The 24,881-nt window shown below is 65.0% G+C and carries 23 protein-coding genes and 3 pseudogenes; 15 read left to right on the top strand and 11 right to left on the bottom strand.

Going from position 1 to position 24,881, the window contains the following annotated elements; translation table 11 throughout:
* Positions 1 to 3: 3 nt before the first annotated feature.
* Positions 4 to 684: a CsgG/HfaB family protein gene (locus tag ACZY0R_RS02550; protein WP_488856985.1), complete on the bottom strand. Its 681-nt coding sequence runs from the start codon at positions 682 to 684 to the stop codon at positions 4 to 6.
* 613 nt (positions 685 to 1,297) lie between these two features.
* Here ACZY0R_RS02550 and mdtD point away from each other — a divergent pair.
* Positions 1,298 to 2,743, top strand: a complete 1,446-nt coding sequence (gene mdtD, locus ACZY0R_RS02545) for a multidrug transporter subunit MdtD (RefSeq protein ID WP_488856984.1) — start codon at positions 1,298 to 1,300, stop codon at positions 2,741 to 2,743.
* A 13-nt stretch (positions 2,744 to 2,756) separates the two neighbouring features.
* On the opposite strand, the gene ACZY0R_RS02540 is transcribed toward mdtD, so the two are convergent.
* On the bottom strand, positions 2,757 to 3,707 hold the full coding sequence (locus tag ACZY0R_RS02540; RefSeq protein ID WP_488856983.1) for a LysR substrate-binding domain-containing protein: 951 nt from the start codon (positions 3,705 to 3,707) through the stop codon (positions 2,757 to 2,759).
* 95 nt (positions 3,708 to 3,802) lie between these two features.
* On the opposite strand from ACZY0R_RS02540, the gene pcaH reads away from it, so the two are divergent.
* The 8 genes from pcaH to ACZY0R_RS02500 all read left to right on the top strand — a co-directional run bounded on the left by pcaH (position 3,803) and on the right by ACZY0R_RS02500 (position 11,694).
* The gene (gene pcaH, locus ACZY0R_RS02535; RefSeq protein ID WP_488856982.1) at positions 3,803 to 4,528 is read left to right on the top strand and encodes a protocatechuate 3,4-dioxygenase subunit beta; all 726 of its coding nucleotides are present in this window, start codon (positions 3,803 to 3,805) and stop codon (positions 4,526 to 4,528) included.
* A 3-nt stretch (positions 4,529 to 4,531) separates the two neighbouring features.
* Positions 4,532 to 5,110, top strand: coding sequence for a protocatechuate 3,4-dioxygenase subunit alpha (pcaG, locus tag ACZY0R_RS02530; protein ID WP_488856981.1), 579 nt, complete (start codon positions 4,532 to 4,534; stop codon positions 5,108 to 5,110).
* Between the two features lie 96 nt (positions 5,111 to 5,206).
* Entirely contained in the window at positions 5,207 to 6,583 is a 1,377-nt protein-coding gene (locus ACZY0R_RS02525; RefSeq protein ID WP_488856980.1) for a 3-carboxy-cis,cis-muconate cycloisomerase, read from the top strand.
* 78 nt (positions 6,584 to 6,661) lie between these two features.
* The gene (pcaDC, locus tag ACZY0R_RS02520) at positions 6,662 to 7,864 is read left to right on the top strand and encodes a bifunctional 3-oxoadipate enol-lactonase/4-carboxymuconolactone decarboxylase PcaDC (protein WP_488856979.1); all 1,203 of its coding nucleotides are present in this window, start codon (positions 6,662 to 6,664) and stop codon (positions 7,862 to 7,864) included.
* Positions 7,865 to 8,090: 226 nt separating this feature from the next.
* On the top strand, positions 8,091 to 9,398 hold the full coding sequence (gene tnpC, locus ACZY0R_RS02515; RefSeq protein ID WP_488856978.1) for an IS66 family transposase: 1,308 nt from the start codon (positions 8,091 to 8,093) through the stop codon (positions 9,396 to 9,398).
* Positions 9,368 to 10,078, top strand: a complete 711-nt coding sequence (locus ACZY0R_RS02510; RefSeq protein ID WP_488856977.1) for a tyrosine-type recombinase/integrase — start codon at positions 9,368 to 9,370, stop codon at positions 10,076 to 10,078. The genes tnpC and ACZY0R_RS02510 overlap by 31 nt, the downstream gene beginning before the upstream one ends.
* Before the next feature lie 166 nt (positions 10,079 to 10,244).
* Positions 10,245 to 10,418 (top strand): hypothetical protein, encoded by a 174-nt coding sequence (locus tag ACZY0R_RS02505; RefSeq protein ID WP_488856976.1) that lies wholly within the window; start codon positions 10,245 to 10,247, stop codon positions 10,416 to 10,418.
* Between the two features lie 100 nt (positions 10,419 to 10,518).
* Positions 10,519 to 11,694 carry a helix-turn-helix transcriptional regulator gene (locus ACZY0R_RS02500; RefSeq protein WP_488856975.1) on the top strand — a complete coding sequence of 392 codons (1,176 nt, stop codon included), beginning with the start codon at positions 10,519 to 10,521 and terminating at the stop codon, positions 11,692 to 11,694.
* 225 nt (positions 11,695 to 11,919) lie between these two features.
* Here the strand turns inward: ACZY0R_RS02500 and ACZY0R_RS02495 are convergent, their stop codons facing one another.
* Positions 11,920 to 12,105: a hypothetical protein gene (locus ACZY0R_RS02495; RefSeq protein WP_488856974.1), complete on the bottom strand. Its 186-nt coding sequence runs from the start codon at positions 12,103 to 12,105 to the stop codon at positions 11,920 to 11,922.
* Between the two features lie 217 nt (positions 12,106 to 12,322).
* On the opposite strand from ACZY0R_RS02495, the gene ACZY0R_RS02490 reads away from it, so the two are divergent.
* Both ACZY0R_RS02490 and ACZY0R_RS02485 read left to right on the top strand, forming a co-directional pair.
* On the top strand, positions 12,323 to 14,050 hold the full coding sequence (locus ACZY0R_RS02490; protein WP_488856973.1) for an FAD-binding protein: 1,728 nt from the start codon (positions 12,323 to 12,325) through the stop codon (positions 14,048 to 14,050).
* Positions 14,051 to 14,235: 185 nt separating this feature from the next.
* Positions 14,236 to 15,313 (top strand): annotated as a pseudogene (locus ACZY0R_RS02485) (3-ketosteroid-9-alpha-monooxygenase, oxygenase component).
* A 92-nt stretch (positions 15,314 to 15,405) separates the two neighbouring features.
* Here the strand turns inward: ACZY0R_RS02485 and ACZY0R_RS02480 are convergent.
* The 6 genes and pseudogenes from ACZY0R_RS02480 to ACZY0R_RS02455 form a co-directional block, all read right to left on the bottom strand.
* Positions 15,406 to 15,801, bottom strand: a complete 396-nt coding sequence (locus ACZY0R_RS02480) for a type II toxin-antitoxin system VapC family toxin (protein WP_488856972.1) — start codon at positions 15,799 to 15,801, stop codon at positions 15,406 to 15,408.
* Positions 15,798 to 16,031 (bottom strand): type II toxin-antitoxin system Phd/YefM family antitoxin, encoded by a 234-nt coding sequence (locus ACZY0R_RS02475; protein WP_488856971.1) that lies wholly within the window; start codon positions 16,029 to 16,031, stop codon positions 15,798 to 15,800. Before ACZY0R_RS02475 ends, ACZY0R_RS02480 begins: the two co-directional genes overlap by 4 nt.
* A gap of 149 nt (positions 16,032 to 16,180) precedes the next feature.
* Positions 16,181 to 17,202 (bottom strand): annotated as a pseudogene (gene dmpG / locus ACZY0R_RS02470) (4-hydroxy-2-oxovalerate aldolase).
* A gap of 10 nt (positions 17,203 to 17,212) precedes the next feature.
* Positions 17,213 to 18,124: an acetaldehyde dehydrogenase (acetylating) gene (locus tag ACZY0R_RS02465; RefSeq protein ID WP_488856970.1), complete on the bottom strand. Its 912-nt coding sequence runs from the start codon at positions 18,122 to 18,124 to the stop codon at positions 17,213 to 17,215.
* A gap of 242 nt (positions 18,125 to 18,366) precedes the next feature.
* Entirely contained in the window at positions 18,367 to 18,666 is a 300-nt protein-coding gene (locus ACZY0R_RS02460) for a hypothetical protein (RefSeq protein WP_488856969.1), read from the bottom strand.
* A 12-nt stretch (positions 18,667 to 18,678) separates the two neighbouring features.
* Positions 18,679 to 19,761: an IS630 family transposase gene (locus ACZY0R_RS02455; protein WP_488856968.1), complete on the bottom strand. Its 1,083-nt coding sequence runs from the start codon at positions 19,759 to 19,761 to the stop codon at positions 18,679 to 18,681.
* 214 nt (positions 19,762 to 19,975) lie between these two features.
* On the opposite strand from ACZY0R_RS02455, the gene ACZY0R_RS02450 reads away from it, so the two are divergent.
* The gene (locus tag ACZY0R_RS02450; protein WP_488856967.1) at positions 19,976 to 20,842 is read left to right on the top strand and encodes an SDR family NAD(P)-dependent oxidoreductase; all 867 of its coding nucleotides are present in this window, start codon (positions 19,976 to 19,978) and stop codon (positions 20,840 to 20,842) included.
* 16 nt (positions 20,843 to 20,858) lie between these two features.
* Here ACZY0R_RS02450 and ACZY0R_RS02445 read toward each other — a convergent pair.
* Positions 20,859 to 21,633 (bottom strand): annotated as a pseudogene (locus ACZY0R_RS02445) (SDR family oxidoreductase).
* A gap of 150 nt (positions 21,634 to 21,783) precedes the next feature.
* Here ACZY0R_RS02445 and ACZY0R_RS02440 point away from each other — a divergent pair.
* Both ACZY0R_RS02440 and ACZY0R_RS02435 read left to right on the top strand, forming a co-directional pair.
* Positions 21,784 to 22,548, top strand: coding sequence for an alpha/beta fold hydrolase (locus tag ACZY0R_RS02440; protein WP_488856966.1), 765 nt, complete (start codon positions 21,784 to 21,786; stop codon positions 22,546 to 22,548).
* Between the two features lie 22 nt (positions 22,549 to 22,570).
* Entirely contained in the window at positions 22,571 to 23,410 is an 840-nt protein-coding gene (locus tag ACZY0R_RS02435; RefSeq protein WP_488856965.1) for a TetR/AcrR family transcriptional regulator, read from the top strand.
* Between the two features lie 46 nt (positions 23,411 to 23,456).
* On the opposite strand, the gene ACZY0R_RS02430 is transcribed toward ACZY0R_RS02435, so the two are convergent.
* Positions 23,457 to 23,696 (bottom strand): hypothetical protein, encoded by a 240-nt coding sequence (locus tag ACZY0R_RS02430; RefSeq protein ID WP_488856964.1) that lies wholly within the window; start codon positions 23,694 to 23,696, stop codon positions 23,457 to 23,459.
* A 359-nt stretch (positions 23,697 to 24,055) separates the two neighbouring features.
* Here ACZY0R_RS02430 and ppk2 point away from each other — a divergent pair, with 359 nt between their 5' ends.
* A complete protein-coding gene (ppk2, locus tag ACZY0R_RS02425; protein ID WP_488856963.1) occupies positions 24,056 to 24,868 on the top strand; it encodes a polyphosphate kinase 2 in 813 nt (270 codons plus the stop codon).
* Positions 24,869 to 24,881 lie beyond the last annotated feature (13 nt).

The following is a 24,881-nucleotide window of genomic DNA, read 5'->3' as shown; positions in this document are numbered from 1 at the left end:
CACTCAGGGATTGCGCGGCGTCAAGGCGCCGGCCTCGACCCCGTTGACCAGATTCGTCACGGCCTCGCGCATGGCGAGATCCAGCACCTTGCCGTTGAGTGTCGAGTCATAGCTGGGGCTGCCGCCAAAACCAATGACCTCGCGGCTGGACAGCGCGTACTCGCCCGCGCCCTGGCTGCTGAACACGACTTCCGATGTCGCGATATTGACCACGTTCAGGGCCACCTTCGCATAGGCCACCTGCGACTTGCCGCGGCCGAGAATGCCGAAGAGTTGCTGGTCGCCCGCTTCCTTGCGCCCGAACTCGGTCACGTCGCCGGTGACCACGTAGTCGGCACCCTTGAGACGCTGCGCCTGGCTCTTGATGCCCGCCTCGCGCTTGATCTCGTCCAGGTTGTCGCGGTCGAGAACGTGGAAGCGGTTGGTCTGTTGCAGGTGCGTGATCAGGACGGTCTTGGCCTGGCCGCCCAGCCGGTCGACGCCATCGGAAAACACGCCGCGCATGTAGCTCGAACGGTTATCGAACTTCCCGACTGCGATCGGCGTGCGCACGCCCACGTAGGGGCGGCTGGCACTCTCGACCTTCTGCACGGGCAAGGCAGTCGATGATTCGGTCGCGCAGCCACCAAGCAGGGCGAGCAGCCCAGCCGCGGCAAACAGCGATCCTGCTGTCAGTCTGTTCATTCGGTCTTCTCCTCTTGGTTAATCAAACATGCAAACGATTCACGTTCTTGGGCGCGCATCGATTGCCGATGACGAAGTAGTCGGACGGCAGGATGCGGGTGCGGGCGTACGGCATGCGCACGCGCGTTGACGCCCTAGTGAGGCTGGACTTCGCCCAGGCCAGACGGACAATACCGAGCCGGCATCCAGATTGAAATCGGACACGTCCTAAAATGAGTCTGGAAAATTCCGATTTAATTAATTCAAAGTTAAATTTAATTAAGTTATGAATGATTCGCAGTCGCCGGGAGCCACTCCTGATAGGCCGGACAGGCGGAGGGTTGCGACTCTCTGCTAGTCTGGGCACACGGTAGAGAGAAACGGGAGGGGCTTAGACGCGCATTGAGAGCGTTGGGCATGAGGACTCCTGCGATAGCAGGAGCCGACGTCTCGTCGCCAAACGAGGGTGGCGGGCCTGACTTCGGCAAGCGGGTGGCGGCCTGACCGGGCGTGCGGTCGGAACGGCGCCGTCTCGCGATTCGCGCTCGCTACCCTAAAGCTCCGCTACACTGCTACGGTACGCGACCCAGCGGATCTACCCAGCGCACCTGCGTTCCGGGGCACGCCCATCCCGATGCAAGACACGCCTCTTCCCGCCACCGCCGCCACCGACGGCCGCACCCGCAAGATCATGCTGTGGGTGGTCGCCATCGGCTTCTTCATGCAGACGCTGGACTCCACCATCGTCAACACGGCATTGCCGTCGATGGCCAAAAGCCTGGGCGAGAGCCCGCTGCGCATGCAGTCGGTCATCATTGCCTACTCGCTGACCATGGCGGTGATCATCCCGGCCTCGGGCTGGCTGGCCGATCGCTTCGGCACCCGCACCATCTTCCAGACGGCCATCGTGCTGTTTGTCGCCGGCTCGCTGGCCTGCGCGCATTCCAACAGCCTGGCCTTGCTGGTGGTCTCGCGGGTAGTGCAGGGCGTGGGGGGCGCCATGCTGCTGCCGGTGGGGCGGCTGGCGGTGCTGCGCACCTTCCCGCGCGACCAGTACCTGCAGGCGCTCAGCTTCGTGGCCATTCCCGGCATGGTGGGCCCGCTGATCGGGCCGACGCTGGGCGGCTGGCTGACCCAGACCTTTTCCTGGCACTGGATCTTCCTGATCAATGTGCCGGTGGGCTTGCTGGGCGGGCTGGCCACCATGCGCTATATGCCCAACAGCCGGCTGCACGGCGTGGCGCCGTTCGATATCAGCGGCTACCTGCTGCTGGCCATCGCCATGCTGACCTTGTCGTTCTCGCTGGATGGCCTGGCTGAACTTGGCTTTGAGCATGCCACCGTGCTGATGCTGCTGATCGCCAGCATGGCTTCGCTAACGGCGTATGTGCTGCACGCCACGCGCCGCCGCCGGCCGCTGTTCGCGCTGCGGTTGTTTCGCATCCATACCTTCAGCGTGGGCCTGCTGGGCAACCTGTTCGCGCGCATAGGCAATGGCGCCATGCCGTTCCTGATTCCGCTGACTCTGCAGGTCAGCCTGGGGTATTCGCCGTTCCAGGCGGGCATGATGATGCTGCCGATCACGGCGGCGGGCATGGGCTCCAAGCGCCTCGCCACGCGCCTGATCGAACGCCACGGCTATCGCAGGGTGCTGGTCGCCAATACTTTCGTGGTGGGACTGGCGATGGCTTCGTTCGCGCTGATCTCGCCCACCCAGCCGCTCGCGCTGGTGCTGGTGCAACTGGCCTTTTTCGGTGCGGTCAATTCGATCCAGTTCACCGCCATGAATACCGTCACGCTGAAGGATCTCGGCACAGCCGGGGCCAGCGGCGGCAATAGCCTGCTGTCGATGGTGCAGATGCTGTCGATGAGCCTGGCGGTGACCTCGGCCGGCGCGTTGCTGGCGACCTTCCAGGGGACCTTCGGCCGGCACGGCGCCACCACCGCGCTGCCGGCGTTCCACGCCACCTTCATCTGCGTGGGGCTGATTACCTCGGCCTCGGCGTGGATCTTCCTGCAGCTATCCCCCGACGTGGTCCGCCCGGCCGGCAAGCGGGTTGAGGACGCGACCGAAATGTAAGGGGCGGGCGGGACTATCCCTTGGCCTTCGGCACCGGCCCGCGCGAACGCGCCGCGGCGCGTTCGCGCAGATCGTGCACGAAGGCTTCGGCGGCCTCGTCGAGTTCGCGGCCGCCCTGGCGCAGCAGCCCGACCGGCTCCTCGCTGCCCTGGCCCGAGATGGGCAGCAGCACCAGCTCGCCGTCCTCCAGCGCCTGGCGCATGGCGCAGCGCGGCGCCAGCCAGACGGCGTCGGACTTCAATGCGGTGAGCTGGCCCAGGTAGGCGTCCGATGTCTCCAGCACGCCGGTCGGCAACACGAAACCGTGCCGTGCCAGCAGGCTTTCCGCGCTGTGGCGCGGCACCGAACCCTGCGCGGGCACCACCAGCGGGAAGGCCATGACATCGGCCAGGGACGGTGGCGCGGCGGCGAGGGCATGGCCCTTGTGCACCGCCAGCAACAGCGGCTCGGCGCTCAGCATCTCAAACCACAGCCCTTCCATCACCGCCGGATTGTCCATGCGGCCGATCACGATATCGAGCATATCGGCCTTTAGCCAGTCGATCAGCGTGCGGTTCATGCCGGTCTGCACCGCCAGGCCGAATTCCGGATGCGTGGCGCGGAACGCCAGCACCGCTTCCTGCAGCAAGTCCGGCACCACGCTGGGCAGGGCGCCTAGCCGGATCTGCCTGCGCCCTGTGGCGCCCGGGCTACCGATGCTGTCGGCGGCTTCGTCCAGGTCCTCCAGCACGCGCAAGGCGTGGCGCAGGAAGCGCTGGCCGAGTTCGGTGAGGTCGGTGCCCGAGCGCTTGCGCTCAAGCAAACGTGCGCCCAGCAGCGCTTCCAGCTCGGTCAGGGTCTTGGAAACGGCGGGCTGGCTGAGTCCCAGTTGCTCCCCGGCCTGGCCGAGATGCTGGGTTTGCGCCACTGCGACGAAGCAGTGCAGGTGACGCAGGCGCACACGGCTGCGGAATGTGCTCTGCATTTCGAAAAGTTATGCAAATTGTCTAAAAACTCAATTTACAGGAGATATGACCGCAAATAAAGTAATGAAAATTCCCCACCAAGGAGACAACGACCATGGCCGATTCGCCCATCCAGCTGGCCCCGGGGCTGGCGCAATACCGCCGGCATTACTGGGATACCCAACCCGAATACCGTTTCGATCCCTACGCCTCCACGCAATTGCGCTCGCCCGACCAGCCGCTGGTGGCGCTGGGCCAGACGCTGTCCGAAGTCACCGGCCCGCTGTTTGGCGCCGAGTTCGTGCGCAACGGCGACAGCGATCTCACCGCCGGCCATGCCGGCGAAGCCATCGGCGAACGCATCCTCGTGAGCGGCCGCGTGCTCGATGAAAACGGCCGTCCCGTGCCGAACGCGCTGATCGAAGTCTGGCAGGCCAATGCCGCCGGCCGCTACGTGCACAAGCGCGACCAGCACGACGCGCCGCTCGATCCCAATTTCACCGGCGAGGGCCGCGCGGTGACCGATGCCCTGGGCCGCTATCAGTTCAAGACCATCAAGCCGGGCGCGTATCCCTGGCGCAACCACCACAACGCCTGGCGGCCGCAGCACATCCATTTCTCGCTGTTCGGCAACGCTTATGCCACGCGGCTGGTGACGCAGATGTACTTCCCGGGGGATCCGCTGCTGGCTTTCGACCCCATCTTCAACTGTGTACCCGACGCCAAGGCGCGCGACCGCCTGGTGGCCGCCCTTGACTGGGAAACCACGGCGCCCGAGTACGCGCTCGGCTACCGTTTCGATATCGTGCTGCGTGGCCGCGATGCCACGCCGATGGAGTAAGCCATGTTGTACGCCACCGCATCCCAGACCGTCGGACCCTATTTGCATATCGGCCTGTCCGGCCTTGACTGCGCCGACCTGACCGCCGAGGCCCCCGGGCTGGCGGGAGAGCGCATCGTGATCGAAGGCCGCGTCATCGACGGCAACGGCGATCCCGTGCCCGATGGCATGGTCGAGATCTGGCAGGCCAACCCGGCCGGCCGCTACCGCCACCCCGATGACGCGCGCGACGGCGCGGAGCTGGCGCTGGTGCCCGGCTTCACCGGCTTTGGCCGGCTGCCGACCCAGCCCGACGGCAGCTTCCGCTTTGTCACCGTCAAGCCGGGCCGGGTACCCGGCCCCGGCGGCCAGCCGCAGGCGCCGCACATCGTGGTCTCGCTGTTCATGCGCGGGCTGCTCAAGCATTTGTCCACGCGCCTATACTTCCCGGACGAAACGCAAGCCAACGCGCGCGACTGGGCCTTGTCGCAGGTACCCGCCGAGCGCCGCCACACGCTGGTGGCGCAGCCGGCGGGCGCGGGCAAGCTGCAATGGCAGGTGGTGCTGCAAGGCCAGGACGAAACGGTCTTCTTCGACATCTGACCCGGGCGCGAGCCGCTTGCGCCAGACCGAGCCCCGGCGCCGGACCCGTCATGGTCCGGCGCTGGGGTTTTTCCATGCCGATGCGAACCTGATTCGATGCCCACCTCATCCCGACTGACCGACCCGATGTTCGGCAGCGCCGCCACGCTGGCCGCTTTCTCCGATGCCGGCACGGTCCAGCGCATGCTCGACTTCGAAGCCGCGCTGGCGCGCGCCGAAGCCCGCTGCGGCGTGATCCCGGCCGAGGCTGCCGAGGTCATCGCCGCCACCTGCCGCGCCGAGGAGATCGACTTCGACGCGCTGGCCGCCGCTGCCGTGGCAGCCGGCAACCTCGCCATTCCCCTGGTCAGGCAACTTACCGCCCGCGTAGCCGCGCGCGACGAGCAAGCCGCGCGCTACGTGCACTGGGGCGCTACCAGCCAGGACGCGATCGACACCGGCATGGTGCTGCAACTGCGCGAAGCCCTGCAGGCCATCGATGCCGATTTCAAGGCGCTCGGCCACGCCTGCGCCGCGCTGGCCACGCAGCATCGCGACACGCCGATGGTGGCGCGCACCTGGCTGCAGCACGCGCTGCCCACCACCTTCGGCCTCAAGGCCGCCGGCTGGCTCGACGCGCTGCGGCGCGACCTGCGCCGCCTCGGCGCCACGCGCGCGCAGGCCGCCGCGTTGCAGTTCGGCGGTGCCGCCGGCACCCTGGCCAGCCTCGGCGACGCCGCTCCGGCGGTGGCCGCTGAGCTTGGGCGCGAACTCTCGCTGGCAGTCCCGGCTGCACCGTGGCACGCCTACCGCGACCGCATGGTCGAGGTAGCCACCACGCTCGGCATGCTGACCGGCACGCTCGGCAAGATCGCGCGCGACGTCTCGCTGATGATGCAGACCGAAGTCGCGGAGGTGGCCGAGCCCTCCGGCCCCGGGCGCGGCGGCTCCAGCACCATGCCGCACAAGCGCAACCCGGTAGGCTGCGCCGCCGTGCTTACCGCTGCCGTGCGCGTGCCGCCGCTGGTGGCTACCATGCTGGCCGGCATGGTGCAGGAGCACGAACGCGCGCTGGGCGGCTGGCAGGCGGAATGGGATACCTTGCCGCAGATCGTCACGCTGGCCGCGGGTGCGTTGCGGCAGATGCTGGAAGTGGTAAAGGGACTGCAGGTGGACGCCGCGCGCATGCGTGCCAACCTGGGGCTGACGCACGGGCTGATCCTGGCAGAAGCCGCCATGCTGGAACTGGGTGGAAAGATCGGCCGGCTACCGGCGCATCATCTGGTCGAAGGCGCCTGCCGGCGGGCCGTTGCCGAAGGCACCACATTGCGGCAGGCGCTGGGCGCGACCTTGGCCGGGGACGCCGCGCATGCCGGGCTGATGGATGCGGCGGCGCTGGACCGGGTTTGCGATCCGGCCAATTACGCCGGGCAGGCGGGGGGATTCGTCGATGCGGTCCTGGCGGCCTGGCGGCAGGAGGCCGGAGAGCCCTGAGCCCCCCCCTGAAGCCAGCCGCTGACGCTGAATGAATACACGTACCTGAACACCGAACTGAATTCTCTGGAGACCACCTTGCCCTTCATCACCCACGCCGGCAATCGCCTCTTCTACACGCTGGAAGGCGCGGAATCCGCGCCCGTCCTGATCTTCTCCAATTCGCTCGGCACCGATCACACGATGTGGTCGCCCCAGGCCGAAGCGCTGGGCAGGCATTTCCGCATCCTGCGCTACGACACTCGCGGCCACGGTCAGTCCGCATTGCCCCCGGGCCCGAGCAGCGTGGCGGAACTGGGCAGCGATGTCATCGCGCTGATGGACGCCTTGCAGATCCGGAAGGCAGCCTTCTGCGGCTTGTCGATGGGCGGCCTCACCGGCATGTGGCTGGGCGTGAACGCACCGCAGCGCTTCTCCCGCATTGTGCTGGCCAATACCGCGCCAAAGATCGGCACCCCCGAGGCGTGGAACACGCGCATTGAAGGCGTGCTGCGCGACGGCATGGCGCCGCTGGTGGAGGGCTCGCTGCAACGCTGGTTCACGCCTTCCTTCGTCAGTGGCGCCGGCAATCGGCTGGATGACCTGCGCAAGGTGCTGACCGGCCTGGATGCGCGTGGGTATGCCGCCAACTGCGCGGCGGTGCGCGACGCCGACCTGCGCGAAGCGATAAAGACCATCTCGGTGCCGGTGCTGGTGATTGCCGGTAGCGCCGATCCGTCCACCACGGCGGCGGAAGGGCGCGCGCTGGCCGATGCCATTCCGGGTGCACGCTATCTCGAACTGGAAGCGGCGCATCTGTCCAACCGCGAGCAGCCAGAGCGTTTCACCGAGGCGCTGCTGGACTTCCTGGGTGACGATGCGCAGCAGGCCGCCAACCGTCCCGCCAACGATGGCGAGCGCTACCAGGCCGGCCTGGCCGTGCGGCGCGCGGTGTTGGGCAGTGCGCATGTGGATCGTTCGCTGGCCAGGCTGAACCCGCTGAACGATGAGTTCCAGAATCTGATCACGCGCTATGCATGGGGCGAGATCTGGACGCGCGAGGGCTTGCCGCGGCATACGCGGAGCCTGATCACCATCGCCATGATGGTGGCGCTCAACCGTAGCGAAGAACTCAAGCTGCACCTGCGTGCCGCGGCGAACAACGACGTCAGCCGCGACGAGATCAAGGAGGTGCTGCTGCAGACCGCTATTTATTGCGGGGTACCGGCGGCTAATTCGGCCTTTCACATGGCGGAGGAAGTGTTTGCCGCGGTGGATGCGGAGGGTTTGAAGGGTTCGTAAGCGTTGGGGCTGTTTGCGGTTTGTTTGGGCGGTGATGGTTTTTGCACCCAACAGCCGTACGACGTTCCACTGTTGGGGTGGTCGGTGTTTTTTTGAGCGGCGATGGTTATTGCACCCAAGGGCGTACGACATCCCCCTGCGGGGGACGCCGGTCACTCTTCTTTGCGTCGGCGTAACTATTCAGCAGATGTTGTAAACCGATGCGAAGTGCTTCATAGTGCTACGCATGACGAAGATCCCTAGCCTCAACGACCTGACGCCAGAGCAGAAGGACGCGCTCATCATTGAGCTGGTGACGCGGCTGAATGCGCTTGAGGCGAAGCTGGAGAAGGATAGCCACAACTCCAGCAAGCCGCCTTCGACCGACAGCCTGAAGCGCAAGCCGAAGTCGCTGCGCGAGCCGGGCACGAACCCGCCGGGTGGTCAGCCCGGCCATCCGGGCAAGACGCTCAAGCGGGTGCAGGACCCTGATCACACGGTGACGCACCCGGTGCCTGAGCGCTGCGACGTCTGCGGCAGTGCCATTGCGGCAGATCAGGTCACCGTGCTGCCGCAAGGCAGCCAAGTGTTTGATCTGCCCGCGATCCGCTTTGAAGTGATCGAGCATCGTGTGCAAGTTGCCCAGTGCCGTTGTGGCAAGACCCATACCAGCCAGTTCCCGAGCGGGGTCAGCCAGGCGGCGCAGTATGGCCCTCGGGTCAAAGCCGCGGGGGTCTATCTGACGCAGTACCAGCAAGTGCCGATCGACCGTACAGCACAAGCCCTGCGAGATCTGTTCGATCTGCCGGTGAGCACGGGCACCATTCAAAACTTCATCAACGAGGCTGCCGGCGCGCTAGCACCGGCAATTGATCAGATCCGTCAAGCGATCCTGGCCGAGCCGGTGGTGCACTTTGATGAGACAGGCATGCGGGTTGGGCGCAAGCAGCAGTGGCTGCATAGCGCTTCGACAATATGGCTGACCTGGTATGGCCCGCACGCCAAGCGTGGCAAAGAGGCATTGGATAGCTTCAACATCTTGCCTGCCTTCGACGGTGTGGCCGTGCATGACGGCTGGCGCCCTTATGCCGACTACGCGTGCCAGCACGCGCTGTGCAACGCGCATCATCTGCGCGAACTCATCTACATTTGGGAGACCACCCAACAGACCTGGGCTCAGGACATGATCACCCTGCTACGCCAGGCCAAGCGCGAAGCCGACGACAATCTGACGCGGGGCAACACCAGCCTGGCGCCAGCAGCCCTGGCCGACTACCGGCGCCGCGCTGAGGCGCTGATCGCGCAGGGACAGCAGGACAATCCTGCGCAGGCACGGAATCCAGCCCTGGACCCGCGCGGCAAGACCAAACAGTCCTTCGCCTACAACCTGCTGGCTCGCCTCCAGCGATATGCGACCGAGGTGTGGCGCTTCATTGCCGATCATCGCGTGCCGTTCGACAACAACCAAGCCGAACGCCTATGGATTCGAATCCATAGAGCCGTTCTTATCCACGTGACAGAATTATGCAGAGTCCTCACGAGCTCCATCGCGTAGGACACGCTGCGCGCTTGATTCTGTTGCAGTGCACGAGGACGGGCTTGCTGAACATAATAAATGGTGCTTTGCTGAGGGACTCGATTGCCTCAGAGGAGAGCTACCATGGACGAGGATCGGCTAGGAGTTCGATCGTGGCGTCAGCTCGAAGACAGTGTTCTCGCAGCGAGCCGGCAGGCGTATGTCCGCTACCTTCAAAGTCACGGGTATGCGCTTCACACCATCGGACATTACCTTGCCAGCGTCGAAAGGAGCGCGCCGTGCCACTGTGGGCTACTACCGCGAAACAAATCCGCCGTTGGCTACGCCAGATCAAGTCAGATCCGGATCAGTGGCTCTTTCCCAACCGCGCTGGCGGGCAGATGACCCGTTCCGGCGTGACAGATAGACTTAGGCTCGCCGCGGCCAGCGCTTCGACAGGCTGTCCGCAGCTTAAGACGCGACGTGTCTCTCCGCATATCATGAGACACGCCACGGCCATGCATATGCTTCAGGCGGGGGTAGACGTCACGTTGATTGCGTTGTGGCTTGGCCATGAGAGTCCCGCCACCACCCATATGTACGTGGAAGCCGAACTGGCCATGAAACAGCGGGCACTAAATGCCATCCAGGCGCCGCAGTTCAAACAGCGCCGGTCTCGTCCTTCAAACAACATTCTGGCCTTCCTCGACGGCCTCTGATTATGCTTGCCTTCGAAGTGCGTTCATCTGCCGCTTAACATGGATTCCTGAACCTCTCTGGTGCGCACGCTCGGCTACGATGCGCCGCGGTCGGGCGAGCGACCGGCGGCAAGCGCAGAAGCAACTCTGCATAATTCTGTCACGTGGATAAGAACGGGATATCCGCATGCCCAAGCTCAAACAGAAGATCTCCGGAGGCTTCCGCGTCATACATGGGCTGCAGGCGTTTTGCACCATCCGCTCTTACCTCGCCACGCTGCGCAAGCAGCAGCGTGAGCTCTTCACGGCTTTGACCTGCACCTTCTCTGGCTGCCCACCTTCGCCTATCCCCGGCTGCTGAATAGTTACTTGGCGCCAACCAAAAAACCGCAGAGTTTTTGGAAGAAAGAGCGACGCGCACCACAGTGCCGCGCATATATGAAGTGAAGGAGACGAGAGGTATGTTGATGGAGGTAACCCAGGTTCAGGGCGCGGCCTCTTGCGCTGCGCTTGCATCGTTCTCGGTGAATGATCTCAGTGCCTTGCTGGGTAATATCTATCGAGGGGCGATGGAAGATGTGCCATGGAGCAAGGCCCTGGAACTCATCCGCACGCGTCTGCGCGCGAACTATGCCACGCTGATTCTCCGGTCCCCGGCGATCGACCGCACGGGCCTTATGGTCCACGCCTCCGCCACGGGCGGCTCTCTGCTTCCCGGTGAAGAACTGTATAACAGCGACTACTATGCGCTCGACCCGTTCGTCGGGCTGCCTACCGACCGCGTGGTGACCGCAGACGAGAGGCTCGGCGAGAGGGCGTGGTGCAATAGTGCGATGTACCAGGAGTTCCTCAAACCATATGACATACGCCGCATGATGGGGGCGGATATCCGCACGGATGACGGCGTGGAATGCCGCTTCCGTATCAGCCGGGGTCATGATGAGCCGGATTTTGCGGAGGACGATAAGGCGTTCTTCGCGATGCTATTGCCACACTTCAGGTGCGCGGTTGATCTGCATTCGCGCATGGGTGTAGTGGAATCGGAACGTACCCTGTACGCCGGTGCCATCAACCGTATGCTGGTGGGCATGGCGATTATCGATGAGACGGGCGCCATCATCCGGACCAACACAGCGGCGGACGAGATCCTCGCTGAGAAGGACGGAGTCTGGATGGCGCGGGGCTCGCTGGAGGTGGAGTACGCAACGGAAAGGCGCAATTTCCAGCGTGTCTTGCGTGATGCCATCCAGGGACATATCGGTGCCAGGCCGGCGGTGGTGGAGGCAATGTCCATGACAAGGCCTTCCGGCAAGGCGCGGCTAGGCATCCTGGTCCGCACCATTCCCCAGAGCGAGTGGTCGGAGGACAACAAGCGCAAGCCGGCCTGCGTGGTCTTCATCCGCGATCCCGAACGGAAGTCGCAGGCTTCGCACGAGGTTGTGCGCAAGCTGTTCGACTTCACCCCCGCCGAGACCCAGCTCGCCTTGCAGCTCGCGGATGGGCTCGCACTAGAGGAAGCCGCCGACGAACTGGGCGTCAGCAAGAATACGGCGCGCGCGCATCTGCGAGCCATTTTCTCGAAGACCGGTGTGACTCGGCAGGCCATGCTGCTCAGCAGCGTGGGGGCGCTGGGCTAGGGCGGGCGCTCAACACCAGCGGGAATCCTAGCGTGGTGGTCAGGACCACGTGGGTGATCGGCCGGCCGAGTTTCGCGCCATGGGCGAGCAGGAGGTCGATCACACCATGCGGATCCTCCTCTAGCGGGAACGGGAAGCCGGCGCTCTTGCCACCGCCTGGCGTCGTCGCCGGGGCGCCATCGTGTCGCGCATGATCGGCAATCCAATTGCGTCGCACACAATGCATCAGACGATGTAGCACTGCCCCATGCCGCCTTTCGCCTCGGAGAAGGTCATGGCGGACTTCAGCGATTCGGTCATGATGATGCTCAACCCCATCAAGCCTACCGCACGGTGGACGCCTGCACAGGCTACGTGCAGCGCCTGATCCACGCTGGCGCGGACGAGACCCTCTTCATCTGCATCCGCCATCTAGTCCCGTCAGACGATGCTGGCAGACGCCGCGAATGCGAACATGAATTCAATGTTCGACAAGGCTCAGCCTGGCCTCGGAAGATGGAGACAGCAGTGCATAACCCCTCCAAGGTCCGCCGCCTTGGCCGAATCATGCGCAGCATGAGGTCGCGCGGCATGGGGAACGCCGTCTCGACGAATCGCGACAGCTTTGCAAAAAATGGGGAGTATGCGTATGTCTAAAGGGCGCTCGGGCGTCAATCCGGTAATGCCACCGCTTGTCGTCGACATCGCTGATGCCTATGCATGGCATAGCCATTGCGATACCGTCGTCGTCGGCTTTGGCGCCGCGGGGGCATGCGCCGCGCTTGAAGCGGCGGCGGCCGGTCTGCGTGTGATCGTAGCGGATCGCTTTGAAGGGGGCGGCGCGAGCATCAGGAGCGGCGGTGTGGGCTACGCGGGTGGCGGCACGCGCTACCAGACGGAAGCTGGCTATCACGATACGCCGCAGGCCATGGCCGCCTATCTGTCGCGGGAGGTGGGCGATGCTGTACAAGCCGGAACGCTGAAGGATTTCTGCACCCGCTGCAGGGAGATGATTTCATGGCTGGAGGGACATGGCGTTGGCTTCGCGTCTTCCGTGCCGCCGCGCAAGACTTCGTATCCCGCGCAACCTTACTACCTGTATTACTCTGGCAACGAGAGTGTCCCAGAGTATGCGCGCGAAGCGGAACCGGCTCCACGGGGCCGCCGCGCCAGAGGAAAGGGGATGTCCGGTCGAGCGCTGTTCGGCGCGCTACGCAACGCGGTACAGAACCAGCCTCAGGTCGAAGTCTTGCGACAGGCGCCGGCACGCCGGCTGATTGTCGATGGTAACGGCAGGGTCATTGGTGTGGAGCTTTGGCGCATGCCACCGGGGCGCCTGCAACGCAGGCATGCGCGCCTGGCGCGCTGGGCGGAGCGCCTTCACGATCTCTCGCCCAGCCTTGCCGCCGCATTGCGGGCACGCGTGCTGAAAATGGAGACCAGGCACGGGCGGGCACATGCCGTGCGCGCCCATGCCGTGGTGCTAGCCACCGGCGGCTTTATCTTCAACACGGACATGGTGGAGCAGCATGCGCGCAAGTATCGCCGCAACTGGCGGCTGGGCGCGACCGGTTGCGACGGCAGCGGCATCCGGCTCGGGCTCTCCGTTGGGGCGGCAGCGCACCGCATGGAACGCGTCTCGGCCTGGCGCTTCATCAATCCGCCGCTCGACTGGGCGCGCGGCTGCGTCGTCAATGCCCAGGGGCAGCGGATCGACAACGAGGAAGGCTACGGCGCCAGGCTGGGCCATTCCATATGCGAGAGCCACGGCGGTCAGGCTTGGCTGATTCTGGATGCCCGGCTGGCGCGGTCTGCACTGCGCGATTGCTTTTTTGGCCGGCTATGGGCGTTTCAGGCAGTGCCGGCCGCCATGCTCATGCTGTTCGGCGCAAGGCGTGCGCCGACCATCGCCGCGCTCGCAGGCAAGCTCGGCATGCCGAGCTTGCAGCCAACCATCGACACCTACAATGCAGCCGCGCGCGGTGAGTGCCCCGATCCTGTTGGAAAGTCGGCGCCGATGTGCACGCCGCTGGAGGAAGGTCCCTATGTAGCGATTGATATCTCCGTGCACAGCCGCGTCTTTCCATGTTCGGCTATCACGCTAGGTGGACTTCGTGTGGACGAGGGCTCCGGACGGGTACTGGCCGATGGCTCGGAGGACGCTATCGCCGGACTTTACGCGGCAGGCCGCACCGCGGTTGGCATTGCGTCGAATCACTACGTGAGTGGCCTGTCGCTGGCAGACTGCATCTGGTCCGGGCGCAATGTCGGGCGCGCTATTGCCGCCTGCCTGCAAGGCGCCGTGTGGGACAGTACCGTCCCTGATGCCGGGTCCAGGGACAAGGACGCGGGGACGCGGCACGTGCAATCGGCTTGAGAGATGCGCGCTGGGGCGTGCGCTGCCGGCTGGCGCAGGCATGAACCGGTGCTTCGGCCAGCGCGCCGGGTCTAGTCCGAAGGGACGATGAACCGTACCCGCCCGGTCCGTATCGTGGAGCGTGGCCCAAGGTACGGCGCCGGGGCGCTGGTGCGGCGGGCCGCCCAGGACTATCAGGGGAAGACATGTCCACACAAGGCTACAAGATTGAATCGCGGCCGCCGGAGGCACGCTTCGCGCGCGGCTGGCATTGTCTCGGGCTGGCGGACGACTACAGGGATGGCCGGCCCCACAGGCTCGACATCTTCGGCCGGCGCCTCGCCGTCTTTGCCGACTCCGCCGGCGATATCAAGATCATCGACGGCTATTGCCCGCACATGGGCGCGGATCTCAGCACCGGCACCGTGCAGGGCGACAACATCGCCTGCCCGTTCCACGGCTGGCAATGGGGTGGCGACGGCGGCTGCAAATCGATCCCCTACTGCAAGCGCGTGCCGCCCAAGGCGCGCATCGGCAGATGGACCACCTGCGAGCAGAACAAGCTGCTGTTCATCTGGCATGACCCGCAAGGCAATGCGCCGCCGCCGGAAGTCGCCATTCCGCGCATCGATGCGTGCTTTTCCGATGCGTGGTCGGACTGGGCGCTGGACAAGATGCTGATCCACACCAACTGCCGCGAGCTGGTCGACAATATCTCCGACATGGCGCACTTTGGCGCCGTGCATGGCGCACCGGTCGATTACTTCGCCAACCTGTTCGAGGGCCACAAGGGCACGCAGCTCATGATTGGCCGCAGCGCCAGGCTTTCCGGCGAAGACCAGCTGACCGCGCTCTCCACCTACTTCGGCCCCGCGTATCACATCACGGAAATGAGCGGGCGCATGGGCGACCATGCCTATCCACTCCATCCTGCTCAACTGCCACGTGCCGGTGGATACCAACAGCTTTGAGCTGCGCTACGGCGTGCTGGTCAAGCGCGTGCCGGGCCTGTCGGAAGAGCAGAATCGCTCCATCGCGCAGGCATACGTGGAGCAGGCGCGTAGCGCCTTCTATGAGGACGTGGCGATCTGGGACAGCAAGATCCGCATCGACAACCCGCTGCTGTGCGAAGGCGATGGTCCGCTCTACCAGATGCGCGACTGGTACGGGCAGTTCTACACCGACATTGAAAGCGTGCGGCCGGGGAGTGTGGAGCGGCGCAAATTCGAGCTCAATATTGCCGGGATCGAACCGCCGGCGCTGCATCACGTGTTTGAGGGGTAGGAATGCCGGCTGCGGCGGGCTGGCCATCCGCAGCTGGCCGCATCTGGCCGGCGCTGATTTACGGGAAAGCAGCCGGCCGGTTCCGGGAGCCGTTACCAGATCGTCTTGACGTGCGGGTAGGCGCGGATCTTCTCGTCCTTCGTCACCAGCGGTACGGAGAACTTGCGCGCGGTGGCCACAATCATGCGGTCGGCCGGATCCTTGTGGAATACCCCCGGAAGTTCTACTGACTTGATGGCGATCTCGGTATCCACAGGTACTACGCGCACGGCTTCAAGTTGCCCCACGGTGGCGAACCAGTTCGTCGCATCCATCGAAAGCACAAGGCGCTCGCGCGCCACCAGCGCTGCGATTTCCCATGCGGAAATCGATGAGACCAGTATTTGGCCGCCATCCAGTTCCTTCTCGATGCTCGCCTTGGCCTTCCTGCTCAGCAGCGGATCGCTGCTCACCCACCAGACGAGCGTGTGCGTGTCCAGGACGATCACCGCGCCGCCTCCCAATCATCCGCGTCCACCGGCTCGGTCGGTGCGTTGTAGCGCAGCACGGAATCGCGCAGGATTTCCAGTGGGCTACGCGAGGTACTCCGATACGGCCGGACCTCGAGAACCGGCTTGCCGTGGTTGGTCACCACCAGTGGTTCGCCCGAGTCCTCAACCTGGCGGAAGTACTCCAGCGCATGTGCCTTGAAGTCCGATTTTGAGACTTGCCTCTCCATCTCTGCTCCTGGTCATATGTCTATGGTCATATATTCTAAATGAAGATGGCCGGGAGACTTGGTTATTCTCTTGAGGGTGGGTGATGAAAAAGGCATTTGCCCTGGCCGCGCTAGGCGGCCAGGGCAAATATGGGGGTTGCCGCGTCCCGTCAGGCCATCAACCCACGCTCCCGCGCCAGCGTTATCGCGGTGTCTTCGATCATGTCTTCCTGCCCCCCACCAGGCGCTGGCGCCCCAGTTCGACCAGGATCTCGCGCGCCGGAATGCCGTACTTGGCCTGGGCGCGCTTGGCGAACAGCAGGAACGACGAGTACACGCCGGCGTAGCCCAGCGTGAGCGCATCGCGGTCGATGCGGATCGGCTGGTCCATGATGGGTACCACCAGGTCTTCGGCCACGTCGGCGATACGGAACACGTCCACGCCGGTCTCGATGCCCATGCGCTCGCAGACAGCCACGAGAACTTCCATCGGTGTATTGCCGGCGCCCGCGCCCAGCCCGGCGGCCGCCGCGTCGATGCGGGTGGCGCCGCAGGCCACGGCCGCCAGCGAGTTCGCGATCCCCATGGCGAGGTTGTGGTGCCCGTGGAAGCCCAGCTCGGTGTCCGGCTTGAGCGCCTGGCGCACGGCCGTCAGCTTGGCGGTGACGTCGTGCGGCAGCATATGCCCCGCCGAGTCGGTGATGTAGAGGCAGTTGGCGCCATAGGACTCCATCAGCAGCGCCTGTTCCACCAGCGTCGCTTCCGGCGCCATGTGTGCCATCATCAGGAAGCCCACAGTGTCCATGCCGAGCTTACGCGCCATGCCGATATGCTGCTCGGAGACATCGGCCTCGGTGCAGTGGGTGGCTACGCGGATGGTGTGCACGCCCAGTTCATGCGCCATGCGCAGGTGGTCGATGGTGCCGATGCCGGGCAGCAGCAGGGCGGAGACCTTGGCTTGCTTCAGTTCGCCCAGCACGGCTTGCAGGTATTCCTCGTCGCTATGCGCGGGAAAGCCGTAGTTGACCGAGGCGCCGCCAAGGCCGTCACCGTGGGTCACTTCGATCAGCGGCACGCCGGCGTCGTCCAGCCCGCGGGCGATCGTCTTCATCTGGTCGAGCGAGATCTGGTGGCGCTTCGGGTGCATGCCGTCGCGCAGGGTCATGTCGTGCACGGTAATGCGTTGGCTCATATCTGGCTCCTTATGCGGTAGTGGCCACGGCGGGCAGCGCGCCGCGCAGCATAGCGGCGCCGATGTGCTCGGCGGTACGGGCGGCGGCGGCGGTCATGATGTCGAGATTGCCGGCGTACTTGGGCAGGTAGTCGCCCAGGCCCTCGACTTCCATGAAGATGGAGACTCGCTTGCCATCGAAGACAGGGCCGTTCTTGAGCGTGTAGCCGGGCACGTATTGCCGCACCTCGGCAATCATGTCGTGGACCGACGCCGTGATGGCGTCCACGTCCGGCTCGTCCTCGGTCAGGCAGTGGATGGTGTCGCGCATGATGAGCGGGGGCTCGGCCGGGTTGATGACGATGATGGCCTTGCCCTGCCGCGCGCCGCCGACCTGCTCGATGGCGTCGGCGGTGGTGCGGGTGAACTCGTCGATGTTCCGGCGCGTGCCGGGCCCGACCGAGCGCGAGGAAACGGTGGCGACGATTTCGCCATAGGCCACCGCCTGCACGCGCGACACCGCATACACCATGGGAATGGTGGCCTGGCCGCCGCAGGTGACCATATTGACGTTCATCGCATTGCTGCCGAGATGTTCGTCCAGGTTGACCGGCGGCACGCAGAAGGGGCCGATGGCCGCCGGCGTCAGGTCGATCACGCGCACGCCGCGCGCGGTGAGCTGGTCGGAGTGCTGGCGGTGCACGTAGGCCGAGGTCGCGTCGAAGGCGATGCGGATGTCGTCGGCGGCTAGGTGCGGCAGCAGGCCATCGAGGCCCTGGTCGGTCGTCTTCAGGCCCAGTTCCCGGGCCCGGGCGAGGCCATCCGACGACGGGTCGACGCCGACCACCCAGGTATGTTTCAGGATGGTGCTGCGGCGCAGCTTATAGAGCAGATCGGTGCCGATATTGCCGGGGCCGATCAGGGCGCACTTGATTTTTGCCATGGGGCTTCCTTGCTTGGAGTGGGCAGGGTGGGAAAGGTCAGGTGAATCGGGGGCTGCAACTGCCGATGCCGCCGCTGCGCAGGTGCGGGCGGTCTCCGTTGTCTCCCCATATCGTGCTGGTGATGCGTGGTAATGCATTGACCTGGCATGCCTTGTGGCCGGTTTCCTTGATGGGAAGCGTAATGAGCGAGGGAGGGCGCGGAATCGTCAGAACGGACTAGTACAACATCCCGTAAATGGCTTTAATAATTATCGGGCTGCAGATATAGGTGCAGGAGCGTGACGACCAGCTCGGCCATCTCGTCGAGTGTACCGTTGCCTGGCAACGGTTCCCAACGCCCGCTATGGCTGCGAAAGGCGGCGCCATAACGATTGCGGCCGAGCTCGGTCAGCCGAGCCACCACGGTCGGCTCCTCGTCGTCCAGACGTTTGATCAGCAGGTGACGCCCGTAGGCTTGCGTGATGATCTGCTCGTGGCCGAGCAGGCTGCGCAGTTGCCGCTGCAATTCGGCAGCGTAATGTTTGGCGGGTAAGGCTGGCATGTCGTTCCTCGATTACGATGCGCCGGTTTGTAGCGGATAGCCCCGGAAAGTCCATTTGAACGGGCGTGCCGCCCGATTGTGCGCGTGGACAAACTGCTCGGTGCGCTCGCGCAGGTGCGCGGTGCTGGCGTGGCTCGCGTGGCGCAGCACCCGGCGCGTGTAGCGGGCAAACCAGAGTTCGATCTGATTGACCCAACTCGCGTGCAATGGCGTGAAGTGGAAGTGAAACCGCCCATCGTGCCGGGCGTTAAACGCCTGCCAGACGGCCTGGGCGCGATGCGTATTGAGGTTATCCCACACGACGTGCACCTGTTTGCCCGGGTACGCGCTTGCCACGCGCTCCATGAAGGCGACCAGATCGTCCTGGGTGCGCCGGTCGCGGCATTCTGCCAGCACCTGTCCGGTATGCACGTCCAGCGCCGCAATCAACGCCTGGGTGCCGTGACGAATATATTCAAACTCGCGCCGACGCAGTCGCCCCGGCGCGGGTGCCCGTCCCGGGTGCTTACGTTCGATGGCCTGAATGCCGCTCTTCTCGTCGATACTGAGTACCACGGCGTTTCGCGGCGCCTTACGGTACAGCTTGCAAATGCCGTTGACCTTCTCGCGAAAGGCCGGGTCTGGGCTATGTAGCCTTTGCTGGACCCGGTGCGCACGCACGTCGCCGGCCTGCAAAATGCGCTGCACCTGGCTGCGGCTGATCTGCTCGACAACGCCACGCTCCACGGCGCGCACCACAATCTCGTCGAGCGTGGGCGTGACCCGCCCCTCAGGTTCCTGCGTCTCACACGCCAGCGCGATCAACTGTAGTCGCTCCTCGTGCGTGATGCGCGGCGGACGGCCGCTGCGCTCGCCCTCGCGAATGCCTTGGGCACCTTGCTGGGCAATGCGCTTGCGCCACAGGCAGACCGTTTGCACCGATACACCCAGTTCCCGCGCAATGACCGTATTGGAGTGGCCCTCGTGCGCCCACAACGCGATTCGCGCGCGCATCACATCTCGCTGCGGCGCCGTCTTGCGCTCGATCAGCGATTGCAGTTCCTGTCTTTCTTTCTTCGCCAGCTTCACTGGCATTGCTTGGCGGCCTCGGCTCATCCCGCCATCATGTCCGAGGTGATTAAATATTCAAGCTATTTAAGGGATGTTGTACTAGACGGCTTCCCGTAAGCGCCGTTTCGCTTGCAGGCGCGTGCACGTGTTGCTAGTCCGAACGGAGGATGAGGCGCGGCGGCATGCGCGATAGCGTCGGGCATCGCCCTGCGCGGTGAGATCGCGGCGCGGGAATCACGAATCACAAAGGAGGAATGCGATGCGCAGTGCAAAGGAATCCATCGTCGCGGTAGTCACGGGTGGCTCCCGGGGCGCGGGCAAGGGCATCGCGCTGGCGCTGGCGCAAGCCGGCGCGACGGTGTACGTCACCGGGCGCACCGAGCGCAACGGCGATGCGCCGCTGCCCGGCACCATCCACGAGACCGCGCGCGAGATCGATGCGCGCGGCGGCAAGGGCATCGCAGTGGCCTGCGACCATCGCGACGATGCGCAGGTGCGCAGGCTGTTCGAACAGGTGGGCGACGAATCGGGGCGGCTGGACATCCTGGTGAACAACGCTACCTTCCTGCACGACGAACTGATCGAGCCCGGCGGCTTCTGGAAGAAGCCGCTTGCCCTGGTGGACATCCTCGACGTGGGCCTGCGCTCGGCCTATGTGGCCAGCTGGCATGCTGCGCCCATGATGGTGGCTGGCGGGCGCGGATTGATGGCGTTCACGTCGTCCTTCGGTGCGAGCTGCTATATGCACGGCCCGGCCTACGGCGCACAGAAGACCGGCGTGGACAAGTTCGCCAAGGACATGGCGGTTGACCTGCGCCCGTACGGCGTGGCCGCGGTATCGGTCTGGATGGGCCCGCTGCGCACCGAGCGCACCATGCGGGTCTGGGAGCGCGAGCCCGACAAATACGCCGCGTTTGCGCCGAGCGCGGAAAGCCCCGAGTTCACCGGCAAGGTCATACTCGCCTTGCATGGCGATCCCGCCGTCATGGAGAAATCCGGTCAGGTGCTGATCAGCGCCGAAATCGCGCAGGAATATGGCATACGCGATATCGACGGCAAGGAGCCCGTTTCCTATCGCTCGGTGCTGGGCGGGCCGGTGCAGGCGCATCCTGCCAAGGTCGAGTAGGCGCGCGCCGGGCGGGTCAGCCGGCCTGATGGACTGACGCGTCGAGGAAGGCCGGACGCTCGCCGCCACCGTCGATGACAGGTTGGCGCCCGAGACGTAGGCGGCATGCGGCGAGGCCAGGAACAGGCAGGCGTCGGCGATTTCGCGCGGAGCGGCAAGGCGTCCGAGCGGCACGGTATTGGCCACCTGCTGGAGCGTGGCCGGATCGCCGTAGTGTTGCTGCTGCGCGGCCTCGGTCAGCACCAGGCCCGGACTGACGGCCGTGACCCGCACGCGCGGGGCCCATTCCCGGCTAGCGAACGGACCGCGTTCAGGATGCCCGCCTTGGCCGCCCCGTAGGCGGCGGTGCCGGGGGAGGGCCGCAGCGCGCTGACACTACCGATGAAGATCTGCGTGCCACCACTGGCCTGGGTTTGCATGCGTGCGTTGGCGCGCTGCGCCAGCTGCAGCGGCGCCACCAGGTTCAGGCGGATGATCGATTCCATCAGGCGCGGCGAGGCGTCCGCGGCGAGCGCGAAGGGTGCGCCGCCGGCGTTGTGGATCACGATATCGAGCGAGCCGGTGCTGTCGACGATCCGGGTCAGCAGGGCCGCCACCTGCTCGGCGTCGCGGATGTCGGCTGCCATGAATTCCGCCTGGCGGTGCTGCGTCCCGCCAGGCGCCGGCGGCGTGCGCCCGCAGGTGAATACGCGGGCACCCGCCGCGAGGAAGCCTTCGGCAATGACGCGGCCAATGCCGCGCGCGCCACCTGTTACCAACACCGTCTTCCCGCTGAAGTCGATTCCCGTCATCTCTGTTTTCCCCTGATCTCGTTGCCTTGCTGGTCAGTGCGATCTTAGGGAAATCCACGGGACGCTTCGTAGTCTGAAAGGACGATGCCTGTCCCGTGGCGCATGCGCATGATTGGCCGGGTTCGTCATGACAACAGGGGAGACACCGACATGTCCAGTACGTCGCCTGCAGCATTTCCGGCCGGCCAAACCATCACCACGCCAGACGGCCTGCGTCTGCACTACCTCGATGCCGGCGCCGGAGAACCCGTGGTGTTTATTCACGGCAGCGGCCCGGGCGCCAGCGGCCACAGCAACTTCAAGCACAACGTGCCGGCTTTTACCGCAGCCGGCTTCCGCGCCGTGGTGGTCGACCTGCCGGGCTACGGGCAGTCATCGAAGCCGGCGGATGTGGAATACACGCTGGACTTCTTCGTCGCCGCGCTGCGCGCGCAATTGCTGGCGCTGGGACTGCCGCGCTGCGTGCTGGTGGGCAACTCGCTGGGCGGCGCCATTGCGCTGAAATACGCGCTGGACTACCCGGAGCATGTGAGCCGCCTGGTGATGATGGCGCCAGGCGGCGTCGAGGACCGGGAAACCTATTTCCGCATGGAGGGCATCGAGAAGATGGTGTCGCTGTTCACCGGCGGGCAAATGAACCATGACACCATGCGCCAGCCACTGAAGTTGCTGGTGCATGACGCCACGCTGGTCACCGATGCGCTGGTGGACGAGCGCATGGCCGTCTGCAAGGAGCAGCCGCGCGAGGTGCTGGCCACCATGAAGGTGCCCAACCTGACTGAACGCCTGGGTGAGATCGCGTGCCCGGTGCTCGGTTTCTGGGGCACGGAAGACCGCTTCAACCCGGCTGGCGGCGCTCTCAAGTTCCGGCAGGGTTGCCGCGATGCGCGCTTCGTGCTGATTCGCCAGCGCTGAGCGGCTGTTCGAGCGCCAGGGCGTGCAATGCGTCACGCTGGAACAGGTGGCCGGTGCCATCGCCATGACACGCGGTGCGGTCTACGGGCACTTCCGTAGCCGCGCCGACCTGCTGGCAGCCATCATGGGGCGGGCGGAAGCGCATCTGGCCGGCTGGCTCGCAGCCTTCGCCGGTAACGGCGGGGGGCTGGCCCGCCCGGATCTGGAGCGCGTGCTTGCGACGATGTTGCAGGACGAGGCGGTGCCGCGCTATGCGGGCATCGTCCTCGGCTTGCTGCACCACGCTTGCACGCCTGCGTGCGAGCTATGCCACCTGACAGTCCGCATCCGTGCCCGTGCCAAGGTGCTGTGCGACGACCTTGGCAGGCTGCTGGGCGAGCAAGACAAGGCCATGCTGCTGGCGGCGCATCTCTGGGGCCTGCTATGCGCCCGTTCGCTGCGACTGGCGCCGGTAGATCTGGCGGGGTGCGTCGGGCCGCTGCTGCGACTCTATGGGGACAAGCTGGCGCTTGCCTTGGCGCTTCGCCTGCTTCCCCGGCGCGTGCACGGGCGTACGGGATTGCCCCTAGTCTGCCTGGACGAGGAAGTTATTCGTTCCAGTGGCTACCTTTGGGGCATGAGACCGTGCCGGCCCGGCGATGCAGGAGCAGGCCAGAAGGGAAAGAAGAGACAGCAGGGAGGAGACTGTCGTGAAAGCTGGAAATCGCATCAGATATTTGTTGGGCGCCGCCGCAGTGCTGGCGCTTGGCTTCGCCGCCGGCCTGATAACGGCGGCGGCTCCCGCCAGGGAGGACGGCGCGAACGAACGCGCATCCGCCGCCGCGACGGATATCCGGGTCGCGGTGGATGCCGTGCCGACTGACTGTGACTATGCCTGCTGGCAGAACCGGGGCGTCTCGGCCGTGACGCTACTGGGCAATTGGCCGCCTCGGTAGCCACCCGGTCCTGGCAGGGAACATGGCGAGATCTTCTCCGGGGGCCGGCATCGGCCGGTCATGCTGGTCCAGCCTCTGTTCCATCATCATCTGCATCAGGTCCATGCTGTCCTCCATGATGTTCATGCGCTGGTCCGGACTCATGCGGGGACCGCCGGCCCCGCGCCCCTTGCCGCCGACCATCCCCCTGCCGTCCATCCTATCCATCATCATCGACCGTCCATGCCATGCATGCTCTGCATGCGCTCCGCCATCGCGCGCCGCCGCCCGTGCGCGGTACCTCGACCTGGCACAACGAATCGTTCCTTCTTGATTGGCATCAATCTCTCGGCGCCGGCTACGCACACACTAGAGGCGTAGTGATGCCTCGCGCGGCTGCGAGTGCTTGAATCGGTACATCGGGGTGGCGGAGTGCCAGGCAATTCGGGCGCCCATCCAGCGAAACTGCTGCTTGAGAAGGAAGTCGTGGATCGCGCGACGCTGGATCAGCTGCTGTCGGTTAAGCCGCCGGTGCCGGAGAACGCCCGGCCTGGCGAAATACCGGTCAGCGGACGGCCGGTGGGAGCGGAATCATGAGTAAGAGGCGGCATGGATATCTGTCGGGAGATGAGAACGGCGTCCCGTCGCACGATGGGCACGATGGCTATGAGGAAGATCTACGCCTGCTGCAGATAGAGTTGGTGAAGCTGCAGAAACACTTCATTGGTTGCCAGGACAAGATCCTGGTGATCCTTGAAGGCCGCGACGCAGCCGGCAAGGATGGCACCATCAAGCGCATCGTCGAGTATCTCAGCCCGCGCGAGACACGGGTGGTGGCTCTGGGAAAACCCTCCGACCGGGATCGTGGTTCGTGGTACTTCCAACGCTATGTGGCGTACCTGCCGGCTGCCGGGGAATTCGCGCTGTTCAATCGTAGCTGGTACAACCGCGCGGGCGTTGAACACGTCATGGGGTTTTGTACCGACGCTGAGCGTGAGGAGTTCATGTCGAGCGTCACGGAGTTTGAAAGCATGCTGGTTCGCTCGGGAATCCGCTTGATCAAGTACTACCTCGATATCAGCAAGGAGGAACAGAAGAAGCGCCTTGCGGAGCGGCGGCGCGATCCCCTGAAGCAATGGAAGGTCAGCCCGATCGACCAGCAGGCGGTGCGCTTGTGGAAGAAATACAGCGAGGCCCGCAACGAGATGTTTGCTCGCACGAGCGCCGCGGTGCCATGGAGCGTGGTGCGTGCCGACGATAAGCGCCTGGCGCGCCTTAACCTGATCAAGGACTTGCTGACGCGCCTGCACTATGCCGACAAGGACGACATGCTGATACGCCCCAGTCGGGAGATCGTATTCACCTATGGCGCGTCATATCTGGAGAACGGTGCTATCGCGGCATGATGGTCGGGCGCCA

The sequence above is a fragment of the Cupriavidus sp. F041 genome (genome assembly GCF_057814235.1).
Note: the sequence above shows the minus strand (reverse complement) of the source record. Positions and strands in the feature narration are given on the sequence as shown.